This window comes from Streptomyces pluripotens (assembly GCF_000802245.2).
Classification (GTDB): domain Bacteria; phylum Actinomycetota; class Actinomycetes; order Streptomycetales; family Streptomycetaceae; genus Streptomyces; species Streptomyces pluripotens.
In genome coordinates, this window is sequence record NZ_CP021080.1 from 2,050,427 (window position 1) to 2,063,267 (window position 12,841).

Below are 12,841 nucleotides of genomic sequence, written 5' to 3' on the forward strand. Positions count from 1 at the left end.
GCGGCGGGGGCTGGTCAGTAGAACCGGACGAGCAGGGGCTGCCCCTGCTCGTCGCGCGGCAGGGGGCGGGCCGGCCGCAGGGTGTGCAGCTCGGCGTATCGGCGCATGGCCTCGACCTGGGTGCGGTGCTCGGCCGGCGCACCGTCCGGGGCTTCCTCGACGAGGATCTGCTGCCCGCTCTGCTGCGCCTGCTCACGGACGTGCCCGAACCAGCGGGCGTTGTCCGTGTAGAGAGTTCCGTCGACCCACCACGGCGCGGTGTGCACGAAGCCCCGGTCTGCCATGACGGGGTGCGTACTGACGGGGCCCGAGCGGGCTTCCGGGGCCGTGATCCTCTTCCAAGGGATCTTGCGGTCGTCAGGCGTGGTGTCCTCCCACTGGGAGCGGTCAACGTCGGCGGTGGTCATAGGGCGGTTCCTCCTTGGCGGTGGTGGTCGAGAGCTGCTCGGTCGACGAGCCACAGACGCTCGCCGGCCCGCCGGGCGGGCAGGCGCCCGGCTTTGATCAGGGACCGAATCCAGCGCGGTGAACACTCCATGAGCGCCGCCGCCTCGGTCACGGTCACCTCGACCGTGCCAAGGTCCGCCGAGGTACTTCCGGTAGCGGCGGGCCGTACGGGCTTCGCGGTCGCGTGCTCGGCGCCGGCTTGTAGTGCGACAAGGAGGCGCCGAGCTTCGGTGGAGAGCTCGCCCCCATCTGTACGCACCCGTGCGTCAAGGTGACCCGAGAGGATGCGTACGACCTCACTCGCGAGCGCAGGTGGCACGACCACCGATCCATCGGGCCGGAGCATCGAACTGCCCGGCCGTGCCCGATCCAAGCCATCGAACCGGCGGATTTGGTATCCGCTACGGGCATCATCGGCGCAGGTCGCGAGGGGATTGGGAACGCTCTGGGAACGGTCGTGAGCGTTCATGCGCCGCCCTCCCGAACTGCCTCCTTGGCAAGCGCCACGACAGTACGGCCGAGCATCGACGTCTCTGAGCCCTCGGCCACGCGAGCGAGCAGCCGTATCTCGTGGGTCAACGTCAGTCGGGGCGGCCCCGACGACCGCTCGTCATCGTCCTGATCAGCGTCGACGGGGAAACCGAAGAGCTCAGCGAGCGCGTCCATGACGGTGAGCACGGGCAGAGCGGCGGCGGTGCCGTCTTCGAGGGTGAGCTGCCACATGCCCTCGCGGGACGCGTCTTCGAGGCGGGCGAGGCGGTCAGCGAGCTTGTTCTTCCTGCGAGCCATCAGTGCGCGTCACCCCCGGCTGCTTCGAGGGCGGCGAGACGCTGATCGAGGTCGAGAGACTCGCGCAGGGCGAGTACGGCGTCGAGCAGCACACGGGCAGCCTGTACGCGGGCCTGGCCCTTCTCGTTGTCGAGTGCGTCGACAAGGGTGGCCACGGCCTTGGTCGAGGCGGCGGCGAGCTGCCCGACTGCAAGCTGTAGCAGCTCGGTTCGGGTCGCCATCACCTGCCGGCCGAACTCGGGTTCCTCCATCCAACGGCGGATGGTGCGGCCGGAGACGCCGGCCTCGCGGGCGGCCTGCTCGGCCGTGTTGCCGCGGGCCAAGGCGACCACAGCGGCGGGGCGATTCTTACTGGTCATCTCGGGGTCCTTCTCTCCTCGCGCGCGTGAGGACGTAATGAGGCGTGTGTGGGCGTTCCCAGCGACGGCAGGGAGACCGGAGGAAGCGACATCCGGGCATCTGGTGGTCGGGGAGACGCTGAGCGTGTCCCGAGGGTGAGTGCGGGCCGTGAGTGTGGCCCGGTTGACCGTGTCCCTTATAGGGACACTGGGACACGGTCATACGGTCGGGGCCACCGTGTCCGGGGAAGCGGTCGGCCACGGTGGGACACGGTCGTACGGTCAGTCGGTGGAGTCGGTGAACGGGCGCTTCAACTCGTGGAGCTGAGCGTTACGGGCGCCGGGCGTCTGGCCTACGAATCCCTCGTCGACAAGCAGCGCGAGCGCACGGCGTACGGCGTCCTGTTTGCCGGAGACGCGTTCGAGGACGCCGCGGACGCTGAGCGGTTCCCGTGCCGTCGCGAGCGCGTCCGATACCCGCTTCATGAGCATCGTCGGCCTGAACGGTCCCTCGTGCTGCGCGGGCGCGAGCAGACTCACGAGCGCCGAGCCGTCGAGCTGAGACTCGACGATGAAGTCGGCGAACCAGTGAAGCGCCCCGTTGCTCCCCGGTAGAGCGTTCTTGCGGACCTGTCCCGGGCGGTCCTTGGCAACGCGTACGCGGGATTTGCCCGTCTGCCCGGGGGCGAGGGGGGTGATGTTCTCCAGTACGAAGGCGCACCCGTTGAGTCCGGAGAGCTTGTGCTGCGAGCCGGTCGCCCAGCGGCCCCGGTTCTCGCGGTCCTTGTTGACGTGGTCGAGCAGCAGCACGGCCGGGCCCTGCTCGGCGAGCCATCGGGGCAGGATGCGCCAGAAGCCAGCCACGTCGGTGTCGTCCTTCGGCTTGAGACCGAAGAGCCCCATCGCTTCGGTGACGCCGTCGATGACGGCGAAGGTGGTCGGGCTGGTGAGGTAGGGGGCCAGGGCAGCGCGGCCGGCGTCACCGAGCGGCCCGTCGGGGCGGAAGTAGTGGAAGCGTTCGGCGATGGCGGCGGACGGGGCTCCGAGGGCGAGCAGGCGCGAGACGATGCCGCCTTCCTCGTCCTCGAAGTCGAGGTACATCACGGCATTGCCGAGGGCGAGTTCCGCGGTCGCGACGGTGAGCGCGAGCCATGTCTTCATAGCCTCGGGCTCGGCGAAGATGCTGTGCAGGCGACCGGGGTAGAAGAGACCGGCGCCGTCGTCACGGCGGCCGATGGTGGGCTGCGGCGGGGTGCGGGTGCCGTCGAGCACCGGGCCCAGGTCGACGCGCTGCCATGTGGTGCGGTCGGGCATGGCGGCCTCGCTCGGTTGGGCCGGGACGGCAGCGAGAATGCGCTCACGCGCGGTCGGGGCGGTCATACGGCGGCCCCTCGCGGATGGTGCATCCCGGAGCGCAGGCCCGAGGTGATGGTCTTCTCCGTTTCAGTCGGGCCGAGGCCGTTGGCGGCTGCTGCGGCGAGCAGCTCGTCGACGATCTCGGCGGGCGTGAGGTCACCGCGGCCGGCGAGCGTGCCGAGCTTGAACGCGGCCCGGTGCAGGGTGTCGTTCCGGGTGCCGGGGGCAGCCGTGCGGACGGCGTCGGCCTCGGCGCGCAGCGCGGCGGCGGCGTACCCCGGGCGGGTGGTGCGCGGCGGGGTCAGAGGCAGCACTACCGCGTGCGCTGACTCGGGCGCAGCCGGGGCGACGAGCTCGCCGAGCCACTCGGGCAGGGCGAGGAGCTCGGCGTCGAGGCCGGTCAGCCATCGGTACGGGTCACCGTTCGCGGTTGAGGGCGGGGCGACGACCTAGCCTCCGACCGCACGTACGTCGATCTTCCACCCGAGGCGGCCGGCGCTGTTGCGGATCTCGCCGTCGACCGGCGCTCGGTAGTAGAGGTGCTGGCCGCCCGATGCGGTGCGAACCGCCGGGGTGGTGCCGAATGGCCACCGAGTCCCGTGGCGGGCGTGCAACTCGGCGAGAACGTCGGCGCCGTCGGTGATCCCGGGCAGGGTCCACTCGTCGGGCGGGGTGTCGCCCTTGGCCGTGTCGAGGTCCACCACAACAAGACCGGAGGGACCACAGGCGATGCCGACGCCGTACGGCCCGTGCGACCACGCCCGTACGATCGCGTCCTTCTCTGTCGTGGCCCGCTGCTGCCACTCCTTCACGGCCGGCCGCTTGTCGTCGGGGCGGAGAGGAAATACGTGCATGCCGTGGCTTGCGAGGTCGAGCACCTGCTCGACCCGCCGTGCCGTGTCGGTCTCGTTCATCGGGCGGCCCCGGACCGGCGTCCGGTGGGCAGGTACGGCAACGAGCGACGCGCGCGCTCAGTAGCCTGGGACATGAAGCTTCCTTACTGGCGGCGCAAGGTGGTCAGAGACCTCGCGCTCGCCGTGACTGTTCAGAGCTGGGCAGTGCTGAGGGGCTTCGGGGCCTCGGCTCGGTGTTAGCGCACCGGCCGGGGCCCGCCTATTCCGGCTGAACGCCGAGGAGTTCGAGCAGTTCGGCCGTGACCACGCGGTAGGCGCTGCCCAGGCGCAGCGTCCGTACGGGCATCTCGCCACGCTGGGCCAGTTGGTAGACCTTGCTCCGCCCCAGACCAAGTGCGCGACCTGCTGTTACGAGGTCGACCGCAGGCGGGAGAGCGAGGAGATCCGATCGGGTCATGCTGTGCTGTGTCACTGAGTCACTACCTCTTCGGTTTTGGTGACAGGTGAGCACAGAATGCACTTCAATGCTGGACAGTGTCAATCAACTTGAATACTGTGCTTCCATGACACAAGAGGAATGGCCTGCTCGACTGGCCCGCACGATGGCCACTGAGGTCCGGCGCTTCCGCCAGGTACGCGGAATGAGCGCGCAGCAGCTCGCAGACCGCTGCGCCGAACTCGGCATGCCCATCGCGCGATCTGTACTGGCCAACTTCGAGAGCGGTCGGCGACCGACCCTCTCTGTCGCCGAGCTCTTGGTCATCGCGCAGGCCCTGCGCGTACCACCGGCCGCCCTCGTCTTCCCTGTGGGCTACCAGGCAAGGATTGAAGTGCTGCCTGGCCGAAAGATCGACACGTTTCAAGCCACCCAGTGGTTCGGCGGCGAGGGGCTGGAACACAACCACCCCGAAGCCTGGCGCGCTACCGAGGAAGAGCGGGAACTCTTCCGCAGCGCGCCTGTCGGTGCGGACCTGGTCCGCGAGCACGAGCGGCTGGTACGCGCTCTCGTATCGCACCAGCTGCGGGCCGACGAAAAGATCAAGCGAGCCGCCCAGCTGGTCCACGACTTCGACTCCGAGCTTCGCGGCGCCCTGCTTCAAGTAGCCGACGCGATGACGGACAGCACGTACCGGACGGCCGAAGAGGTTGAGGAGATCAGGGCCGCGATTCGCGCCTTGGGCATGGAGCCCCCTGGGCTCCCGTACTACCTGGCTCCCTACTTCCAGGAAAAGATCGAACCACCGCCCACGGCCGAGGAGCTCCTCGCCATGGCCGATGCTCCGACCGACCCCGAGCCCCCCAAGGAGGCAGATTGAAAGGCCACGTGTTCAAGCGGTGCCAGTGCCCCGCCCAGTACGACGCCAAGGGCCGGCGCAAGAACTGCAAGAAGGCCCACGGTTCCTGGTACTACGCCGCCGACACCGGGATCGAGAAGGACGGCAAGCGGCAGCAGCTCAAGAAGGGCGGGTTCGCCACGGCCGACGAGGCCGAGCGCGAGCTGAGCACCGTTCTCGCCCGGATCAGTGAGGGCAGCTACACCCACGACGACGGGCAGACCGTCGAGCAGTGGCTCAAGAAGTGGATGGAGCTCAAGGAGCGGGCGGGCCGGCGCCCAACGACGCTCCGCTCGTACCGGCACCACATCGACGACTACCTCGTGCCGCACCTCGGCCGCATACGCCTGCGCGACCTGCGGCCCTCGCACGTCGACAAGCTGCTCGCCGAGGTCAATGACGGGAAGCGGAAGACGGCGACCGTGCGCCGGATACACGCGACGCTGCGCAGCGCCCTGACAACCGCGGTGAAGCAGCAGCTCATCACCTTCAACATGGCGAAGAACGTCGAGCTGCCGACCTCTCAGCGCCCCAAGGTCATCCCGTGGGAGCCGGCCGAGCTCGGCGCCTTCCTCGACCACATCGGCACGCACCGCCTCGGCGCCCTCTTCGAGGTGATCGCCGGAACGGGCCTGCGCCGCGGCGAGGCGTGCGGGCTCCGATGGGACGACGTCGACTTCGCCCGGCGGGTGATCGTCGTGCGGCAGCAGATCGTGCAGGTGTCCGGGCTCAAGAAGCGGGACATGCCTCCCGTGGCGTGCCCGTACTGCGAAGGGGGACACATCGATCTGGTGTTCTCCCGGCCCAAGACGGCGAGCGGCGAGGATCGGATCATCGACCTCGACGAGCTGACCGTCGGTGCGCTCCTGAGTCACAAGCTGCGGCAGGAGGAGGAGCGCCGCAAGTGGAAGTCGGCGTACCGGGACCACGGGCTCGTGTTCGCCCATGAGGACGGCGATGCCCTGCGCCCGGATCACGTCTCCAAGCTCTTCGGCAGGCTGATCGACGCCGTCCGGTTCGAGGACGACGCACACCTGCCCGACGGGGAGCGCCGACGGCTGCGGCGGGTACGGCTGCACGACCTGCGGCACGGACAGGCTTCGCTGATGCTCGCCGCCGGGGTCGACATGGCGATCGTGTCGAAGCGCCTCGGGCACTCCACGGTGACGATCACCACAGACCTGTACTCACACCTGCTGGGTGGAGTCGGGCGCGACGCGGCCGAGAAGGCGGCGTCCCTCGTGCCGCGCCGACGGCGCGAGCAGGTCCAACCGGGGGACTCTCGTTCCCAGGTGGTTCCCAGCCAAAGGCTTGAGCTCGACTCGCCTGATGGCACAACACCCCCCGGAAACGCCAAAGCCGCAGGTGAGATCGTTTCTTCACCTGCGGCTCGCAGTGGGGCGGGTGGGACTCGAACCCACGGCCGACGGATTATGAGTCCGCTGCTCTAACCGGCTGAGCTACCGCCCCATAGCGGCGTGTCGCGTACAAGTGTGCGCGCCGTCTGCCGCAGCATAGCCGCTCATACGATCTCCTGCCTCGGATGGTCGGCTTCTGCGCTGCTCATGGCCTTGAGACACCTCCGCAGGCGCCGCGGTTCCCGCAGATATGAAAAAGGACCCCTGAGGGGTCCTCGTTCAGCGCGCTCCCCCGACTGGACTCGAACCAGTAACCTGCCGGTTAACAGCCGGCTGCTCTGCCAATTGAGCTACGGAGGACCGAAGCTCCCCCGACTGGACTCGAACCAGTAACCTGCCGGTTAACAGCCGGCTGCTCTGCCAATTGAGCTACGGAGGATCGCCTCGATTGCATCGAACGTACCTACCTGGACATCGCCAGGGGGCGGGCGCTCGCTGCGACACATACATTAGCGCAAGCAGGGGGGTGCTCCGCCAATCGGTATCCCCCGGTGTCGACGCCGCACCAGAGACCTAGGCAAGGGAAGGGTGGCAGCCATGCGCTACCGGCTCACATTCGTCGCCGGACTGGCCCTCGGTTACGTACTCGGCACGAGGGCCGGACGGGAGCGCTACGAGCAGCTGAAGAAGTCTGCCAGGCAGCTCGCGCAGAACCCGGCCGTACGCAACACCGCCGAGGCGGCGGCCCAGCAGAGCCGTGTGTACGCCGGGAAGGCCTTCCACACGGTGAGTGACAAGGTGGGCGAGCGCGTCCCCGAGTCCGTGGCCAAGCGGGTGCGGTCCCTCCGGGAGCGCAACATCAACGGCGCGGGCGAGGACGACTGGGGCACAAGCAACACCTAGGAACGCCCTTCGAGGGGGGTCCCGTCCCTGCCCAGGGACTTTCTTACTCGCCTTCGGCCGAAGCAGGCCCGGCGGTACGGCAAAATTCTCGGCATGGGGATAGTCGCCGGGTTGGACAGCTCGCCCGATTTCACTCGCATCGTGGTCTGCGACACGGACACAGGGGCCGTGCTCAGGCAGGGTTACGCCCCGCATCCGGTCGACGCACCGGAAGGCGGCGGGGGCCGGCCCAGCGATGTGGACCCGCAGGCCTGGCTGCTGTCCCTGGGCGAGGCCGCCGGGGGCGGTCTACTGGAGGGCGTGCAGGCCATCGGCGTCTCCGCGCAGCAGAACGCGCTGATCCCGCTGGACGCACAGGGCGGCACGGTACGTCCGGCGCTGGTGGGCAGCGACAAGCGCGCTCAGGTCGCCGCCGCCGATCTGATCGACGCGCTGGGAGGCAGGGAGGCCTGGGCGCAGGCGGTCGGATGCGTGCCGCAGGCCGGCCAGCCCGTCACCAAGTTGCGCTGGCTCGCCAAGAACGAGCCGGAGAACGCGCGCCGCACGGCCCTGCTGCTGCAGGCCCACGACTGGTTGGTGTGGCAGTTGCTCGGGCGGCCGGTGCGGCGGACCACCGATCGCGGTGGTGCTTCCGGCACCGGGTACTGGTCCGCGGCCACCGGCGCCTACCGGCCCGACCTGGTCGAGCTGGCGCTCGGACACCAGGCGATCCTGCCGGAGGTGATCGGCCCGGCGGACGCGGCCGGTACGACCCCGGAGGGGCTGCTCATCTCCACGGGGACCGGGGAGACGATGGCCGCCGCGTTCGGGCTCGGAATCGGGCTGGGGGACGCCGTCGTGTCGCTCGGCGCCTCCGGGTCCGTGATGGCCGTGCATCCCGAGGCACTCGCCGACCAGTCCGGGATGATCACTTCCCTTGCCGACGCCACTGGTATGCACCTGCCGGTCGTCACCACGTTGAACGCCGTGCGGGCCCTGCGCGGCACCGCCGAACTCCTCGGTCTGCAGGATCTGGAAGGCCTGTCAGAGCTGGCGATGAAGTCCACGCCGGGGGCGCACGGACTGGTGCTGCTGCCCTATCTGGAGGGTGAGCGGACACCGAACCTGCCACACACCGCGGGGACGCTCGCGGGGCTGCGGCGCGAGTCGATGAAGCCCGAGCATCTCGCACGGGCCGCGTTCGAGGGCATGCTGTGCGGGCTCGCCGACGCGCTGGACGTGCTGCGCGGACGGGGCGTGGAGGTCCGCCGGGTCTTCCTGCTCGGGCCGGCCGCCGAACTGCCTGCCGTGCAGGCCGCGGCGCCCTCGCTGTTCGGCGCACAGGTCGTCGTACCGCAACCCGCGGACTACGCGGCGATCGGTGCGGCCCGACAGGCCGCATGGGCGCTTGGGGTGTCACAGGGCACGCTCGACCCGCGTACCCCGCCGGCCTGGCAGGGCCCGGCGGCTCAGGTGCTGGAACCGGGCGAGGACCTGGCGGTGGGGCAGGCGGTGCGGCAGCAGTTCACTTCGGTGCGGGAACAGACCCATCCGGGAGCGTTCGGCTCGTGACACGGACCCGTGAGGCTACCGCCCCGTGGAGACCACGGGCGGTGGGCCACGGTCGGCGGGCCACGGACCCGTAAGGGCGTGGACCCGTCTTCCGTGGGCGTGTGCACCGGTATTGCGGACCCGTAAGGCCGTAACCGCGTCGCTGTCGGCCTAATTGGTTGGGGTAACGCAGGCGGAGTATCCGACGATAAGGGCCGGGGGTGCACTGACCAGCCCCTGTCGCCGACTCCGAGAGACGTAGCGTGCTCATACGACTTCTGCGGACCTATCTCAGGCCCTACAAGAAACCCATCGCCTTCCTGGTGCTGCTGCAGTTCCTGCAGACCTGCGCCACGCTCTACCTGCCCACCCTGAACGCGGACATCATCGACAACGGAGTCGTGAAGGGGGACACGGACTACATCCTGTCCTTCGGCGGCCTGATGATCGGCATCTCACTCGCCCAGGTGGTGTGCAACATCGGTGCGGTGTACTTCGGTGCCCGGACCGCCGCCGCGCTCGGCCGCGACGTGCGCGGTGCCGTCTTCGACCGGGTGCAGTCCTTCTCCTCGCGTGAGGTGGGTCACTTCGGTGCGCCCTCGCTCATCACCCGTACGACGAACGACGTGCAACAGGTACAGATGCTGGCCCTGATGACGTTCACGCTCATGGTGTCGGCACCCATCATGTGCGTCGGCGGCATCGTGCTGGCGCTCGGCCTGGATGTGCCGCTGTCCGGGGTACTGGTCGCGGTCGTACCCGTGCTCGGCATCGGCGTGACGCTGATCGTGCGCCGGCTGCGGCCGCTGTTCCGGGCCATGCAGTCCCGGCTCGACACGGTGAACCGGGTGCTGCGCGAGCAGATCACCGGCAACCGGGTGATCCGCGCGTTCGTCCGGGACGAGTACGAGCAGGGCCGGTTCGGCAAGGCGAACGCCGATCTGACCGAGATGCAGCTGGCCACCGGCCGGATGCTCGCGCTGATGTTCCCGATGGTCATGACCGTGGTGAACCTGTCGTCCATCGCGGTGGTGTGGTTCGGCGCGCACCGCATCGACAGCGGCGGGATGCAGATCGGCGACCTGACCGCGTTCCTCGCCTATCTGATGCAGATCGTCATGTCCGTGATGATGGCCACCTTTATGTTCATGATGGTCCCGCGCGCGGAGGTGTGCGCCGAGCGCATCCAGGAGGTCCTGGGAACCGATTCGAGCGTGGTGCCGCCGCAGGCTCCGGTCACCGAGCTGCGCCGACACGGACACCTGGAGATCCGGGGTGCGGGCTTCCGCTACCCGGGTGCCGAGGAACCAGTGCTCAAGTCCATCGACCTGGTGGCCCGGCCCGGTGAGACAACCGCCGTGATCGGCTCCACCGGCAGTGGAAAGTCGACGCTGCTCGGGCTGGTTCCCAGGCTGTTCGACGTCACCGAGGGCGAGGTGCTGGTCGACGGCGTGAACGTGCCAGAGGTCGACCCGGAACTGCTGGCGAAAACGGTCGGGCTGGTGCCGCAAAAGCCGTACCTGTTCGCGGGTACGGTCGCCACCAACCTGCGCTACGGCAACCCGGATGCCACCGACGAGGAGCTGTGGCACGCGCTGGAAGTCGCACAGGCCAGGGACTTCGTGCAGCAGCTGGAGGGTGGACTGAACGCGCCGATCGCACAGGGCGGCACCAATGTCTCGGGCGGCCAGCGCCAGCGCCTCGCCATCGCCCGCACCTTGGTGCAGTGCCCGGAGATCTACCTCTTCGACGATTCCTTCTCCGCGCTCGACTACGCCACCGACGCGGCCCTGCGCGCCGCGCTCACCCGCGAGACCGCCGAAGCGACCGTCGTCATCGTCGCCCAGCGGGTGGCGACCATCCGGGACGCCGACCGGATCATCGTGCTGGACGAGGGCCGGGTGGTCGGCTCCGGCCGGCACCACGAACTAATGGCGGACAACGAGACCTACCGGGAGATCGTGCTCTCCCAGCTGACGGAAGCGGAGGCTGCCTGATGTCCGGGCCCATGGGACGCATGATGGCCGGGGGCGGCCCCGACCAGCGCTCGATGGACTTCAAGGGGTCGGCCAAGCGGCTCGTCGCCCAGTTCAAACCCGAACGGGTCACCATCTACGGCCTGCTGCTCTGCGTGGTCGTCAGTGTGTCCCTGAACGTGGTCGGCCCGAAGATCCTCGGCAGGGCCACGGACCTGGTGTTCGCCGGGATCATCGGCCGGCGGATGCCGGCCGGGCTCACCAAGGACCAGGTGCTCGACTCCATGCGCGCGCGGGGCCAGGGCACCGTCGCGGACATGCTCAAGGGCACCGACTTCACCCCCGGCAAGGGCATCGACTTCGGCGCCGTGGGAAACGTACTGCTGCTCGCGCTGGGGACCTTCCTGTTGGCCGGACTGCTGATGGCGGTCGCCACCCGGCTGGTCAACCGGGCCGTGAACCGGACGATGTACCGGCTGCGGGAGGGCGTGCAGACGAAGCTGTCACGGCTGCCGCTGTCGTACTTCGACGAGCGGCAGCGCGGTGAGGTGCTGTCCCGGGCCACCAACGACATCGACAACATCGGGCAGACGCTGCAGCAGTCGATGGGACAGCTGATCAACTCCCTGTTGAGCATCATCGGTGTGCTCGCGATGATGTTCTACGTCTCCTGGGTCCTCGCGCTGGTCGCCCTTGTCACCGTGCCGCTGTCGTTCGTGGTGGCCACCCGGGTCGGCAAGCGGTCACAGCCGCAGTTCGTGCAGCAGTGGCGCGCCACCGGCAAGCTCAACGCCCACGTCGAGGAGATGTACACCGGGCACACCCTGGTGAAGGTGTTCGGCCGGCAGCAGGAGTCGGCGCACCGGTTCGCCGAGCAGAACGAGGCACTGTACGAGGCCGGGTTCAAGGCGCAGTTCAACAGCGGCATCATGCAGCCGTTGATGATGTTCGTGTCGAATCTGAACTACGTGCTGGTGGCGGTGGTCGGTGGCCTGCGGGTCGCATCCGGTGCCCTGTCCATCGGCGACGTCCAGGCCTTCATCCAGTACTCACGGCAGTTCTCGATGCCACTGACGCAGGTCGCGTCGATGGCGAACCTGGTGCAGTCCGGTGTCGCCTCGGCCGAGCGGATCTTCGAACTCCTGGACGCGGAGGAGCAGGAGGCGGATCCGGTGCCGGGCGAGCGGCCTACCCAGTTGCGCGGTCGGGTGGAGCTGGAGCATGTGTCGTTCCGGTACGCCCCCGAGAAGCCGCTGATCGAGGACCTGTCGCTGATGGTGGAGCCCGGGCACACGGTGGCGATCGTCGGCCCGACGGGGGCCGGCAAGACGACCCTGGTCAACCTGCTGATGCGATTCTACGAAGTCTCCGGCGGACGGATCACCCTCGACGGCGTGGACATCCGCCGGATGTCGCGAAACGAACTCCGGGCCGGGATCGGCATGGTGCTCCAGGACACCTGGCTGTTCGGCGGCACGATCGCGGAGAACATCGCGTACGGTGCCGCGCACGAGGTCACCCGGGGCGAGATCGAGGAGGCCGCGCGGGCCGCGCACGCCGACCGGTTCATCAGGACCCTGCCCGACGGGTACGACACCGTGATCGATGACGAGGGCTCGGGCGTCAGCGCCGGTGAGAAGCAGCTCATCACCATCGCGCGAGCGTTCCTGTCCGACCCGGTGATCCTCGTACTGGACGAGGCGACGAGCTCCGTGGACACCCGTACGGAGGTCCTGATCCAGAAGGCGATGGCGAAGCTGGCGGCCGGGCGGACGTCGTTCGTCATCGCGCACCGGCTGTCGACGATCCGGGACGCGGACACGATTCTCGTCATGGAGAACGGGTCGATCGTCGAACAGGGCGCGCACACGGAGCTGCTGGCGGCCGACGGCGCGTACGCGCGGCTGTACAAGGCGCAGTTCGCGCAGGCCGTGGCCGAGGTGGACTAGCGCAGAC

13 protein-coding genes, 3 tRNA genes and 1 pseudogene are annotated in these 12,841 nt (G+C 68.8%); 6 read left to right on the forward strand and 11 right to left on the reverse strand.

Going from position 1 to position 12,841, the window contains the following annotated elements; genetic code table 11:
* Positions 1-14: 14 nt before the first annotated feature.
* From LK06_RS09080 to LK06_RS09110, 8 genes are all read right to left on the reverse strand, one after another.
* Positions 15-407 carry a hypothetical protein gene (locus tag LK06_RS09080; RefSeq protein ID WP_039657129.1) on the reverse strand — a complete coding sequence of 131 codons (393 nt, stop codon included), beginning with the start codon at positions 405-407 and terminating at the stop codon, positions 15-17.
* Entirely contained in the window at positions 404-916 is a 513-nt protein-coding gene (locus LK06_RS35215; RefSeq protein WP_078858784.1) for a helix-turn-helix domain-containing protein, read from the reverse strand. The genes LK06_RS09080 and LK06_RS35215 overlap by 4 nt, the downstream gene beginning before the upstream one ends.
* Positions 913-1,236 carry a hypothetical protein gene (locus LK06_RS09090; RefSeq protein WP_043406532.1) on the reverse strand — a complete coding sequence of 108 codons (324 nt, stop codon included), beginning with the start codon at positions 1,234-1,236 and terminating at the stop codon, positions 913-915. The genes LK06_RS35215 and LK06_RS09090 overlap by 4 nt, the downstream gene beginning before the upstream one ends.
* Positions 1,236-1,595 (reverse strand): hypothetical protein, encoded by a 360-nt coding sequence (locus tag LK06_RS09095; RefSeq protein WP_039657135.1) that lies wholly within the window; start codon positions 1,593-1,595, stop codon positions 1,236-1,238. Before LK06_RS09095 ends, LK06_RS09090 begins: the two co-directional genes overlap by 1 nt.
* A 261-nt stretch (positions 1,596-1,856) precedes the next feature.
* Positions 1,857-2,954: an AAA family ATPase gene (locus LK06_RS09100; RefSeq protein WP_052270268.1), complete on the reverse strand. Its 1,098-nt coding sequence runs from the start codon at positions 2,952-2,954 to the stop codon at positions 1,857-1,859.
* Positions 2,951-3,244 (reverse strand): hypothetical protein, encoded by a 294-nt coding sequence (locus LK06_RS34035; protein ID WP_052270269.1) that lies wholly within the window; start codon positions 3,242-3,244, stop codon positions 2,951-2,953. The genes LK06_RS09100 and LK06_RS34035 overlap by 4 nt, the downstream gene beginning before the upstream one ends.
* Before the next feature lie 135 nt (positions 3,245-3,379).
* Positions 3,380-3,844: a bifunctional DNA primase/polymerase gene (locus tag LK06_RS34040; protein WP_052270270.1), complete on the reverse strand. Its 465-nt coding sequence runs from the start codon at positions 3,842-3,844 to the stop codon at positions 3,380-3,382.
* A gap of 199 nt (positions 3,845-4,043) precedes the next feature.
* Complete coding sequence (locus LK06_RS09110) at positions 4,044-4,241, reverse strand: hypothetical protein (protein WP_039657137.1); 198 nt, start codon at positions 4,239-4,241, stop codon at positions 4,044-4,046.
* Positions 4,242-4,347: 106 nt separating this feature from the next.
* Between LK06_RS09110 and LK06_RS09115 the strand changes: the two genes are divergently transcribed.
* Together LK06_RS09115 and LK06_RS35220 are read left to right on the forward strand one after the other, a co-directional pair.
* The gene (locus LK06_RS09115) at positions 4,348-5,100 is read left to right on the forward strand and encodes a helix-turn-helix domain-containing protein (RefSeq protein ID WP_159025215.1); all 753 of its coding nucleotides are present in this window, start codon (positions 4,348-4,350) and stop codon (positions 5,098-5,100) included.
* Positions 5,101-5,108: 8 nt separating this feature from the next.
* A pseudogene (locus LK06_RS35220) lies at positions 5,109-6,254 on the forward strand (site-specific integrase); the annotation flags it as partial.
* A 260-nt stretch (positions 6,255-6,514) separates the two neighbouring features.
* On the opposite strand, the gene LK06_RS09135 reads toward LK06_RS35220, so the two are convergent.
* The 3 genes from LK06_RS09135 to LK06_RS09145 form a co-directional block, all read right to left on the reverse strand.
* Positions 6,515-6,588, reverse strand: a tRNA-Ile gene (locus LK06_RS09135).
* Between the two features lie 175 nt (positions 6,589-6,763).
* Positions 6,764-6,836: transfer RNA gene (locus tag LK06_RS09140), tRNA-Asn, on the reverse strand.
* 6 nt (positions 6,837-6,842) lie between these two features.
* Positions 6,843-6,915: transfer RNA gene (locus LK06_RS09145), tRNA-Asn, on the reverse strand.
* A 158-nt stretch (positions 6,916-7,073) separates the two neighbouring features.
* On the opposite strand from LK06_RS09145, the gene LK06_RS09150 reads away from it, so the two are divergent.
* The 4 genes from LK06_RS09150 to LK06_RS09165 all read left to right on the forward strand — a co-directional run bounded on the left by LK06_RS09150 (position 7,074) and on the right by LK06_RS09165 (position 12,834).
* A complete protein-coding gene (locus LK06_RS09150; RefSeq protein WP_039657142.1) occupies positions 7,074-7,379 on the forward strand; it encodes a hypothetical protein in 306 nt (101 codons plus the stop codon).
* Positions 7,380-7,472: 93 nt separating this feature from the next.
* Positions 7,473-8,930, forward strand: a complete 1,458-nt coding sequence (locus tag LK06_RS09155) for a xylulokinase (protein ID WP_039657144.1) — start codon at positions 7,473-7,475, stop codon at positions 8,928-8,930.
* Positions 8,931-9,172: 242 nt separating this feature from the next.
* A complete protein-coding gene (locus tag LK06_RS09160; RefSeq protein ID WP_043406536.1) occupies positions 9,173-10,906 on the forward strand; it encodes an ABC transporter ATP-binding protein in 1,734 nt (577 codons plus the stop codon).
* Positions 10,906-12,834: an ABC transporter ATP-binding protein gene (locus LK06_RS09165; protein ID WP_039657148.1), complete on the forward strand. Its 1,929-nt coding sequence runs from the start codon at positions 10,906-10,908 to the stop codon at positions 12,832-12,834. The genes LK06_RS09160 and LK06_RS09165 overlap by 1 nt, the downstream gene beginning before the upstream one ends.
* The last annotated feature ends 7 nt before the right edge of the window (positions 12,835-12,841 follow it).

Bases quoted from the DNA above. Each gene is read 5' to 3' on its own strand.
- LK06_RS34040 (WP_052270270.1), bottom strand. From the start codon at position 3,844: ATGAACGAGACCGACACGGCACGGCGGGTCGAGCAGGTGCTCGACCTC.
- LK06_RS09115 (WP_159025215.1), top strand. From the start codon at position 4,348: ATGACACAAGAGGAATGGCCTGCTCGACTGGCCCGCACGATGGCCACT.
- LK06_RS09110 (WP_039657137.1), bottom strand. From the start codon at position 4,241: ATGACCCGATCGGATCTCCTCGCTCTCCCGCCTGCGGTCGACCTCGTA.
- LK06_RS09100 (WP_052270268.1), bottom strand. From the start codon at position 2,954: ATGACCGCCCCGACCGCGCGTGAGCGCATTCTCGCTGCCGTCCCGGCC.
- LK06_RS09165 (WP_039657148.1), top strand. From the start codon at position 10,906: ATGTCCGGGCCCATGGGACGCATGATGGCCGGGGGCGGCCCCGACCAG.
- LK06_RS09090 (WP_043406532.1), bottom strand. From the start codon at position 1,236: ATGGCTCGCAGGAAGAACAAGCTCGCTGACCGCCTCGCCCGCCTCGAA.
- LK06_RS09095 (WP_039657135.1), bottom strand. From the start codon at position 1,595: ATGACCAGTAAGAATCGCCCCGCCGCTGTGGTCGCCTTGGCCCGCGGC.
- LK06_RS09155 (WP_039657144.1), top strand. From the start codon at position 7,473: ATGGGGATAGTCGCCGGGTTGGACAGCTCGCCCGATTTCACTCGCATC.
- LK06_RS09080 (WP_039657129.1), bottom strand. From the start codon at position 407: ATGACCACCGCCGACGTTGACCGCTCCCAGTGGGAGGACACCACGCCT.
- LK06_RS09150 (WP_039657142.1), top strand. From the start codon at position 7,074: ATGCGCTACCGGCTCACATTCGTCGCCGGACTGGCCCTCGGTTACGTA.
- LK06_RS35215 (WP_078858784.1), bottom strand. From the start codon at position 916: ATGAACGCTCACGACCGTTCCCAGAGCGTTCCCAATCCCCTCGCGACC.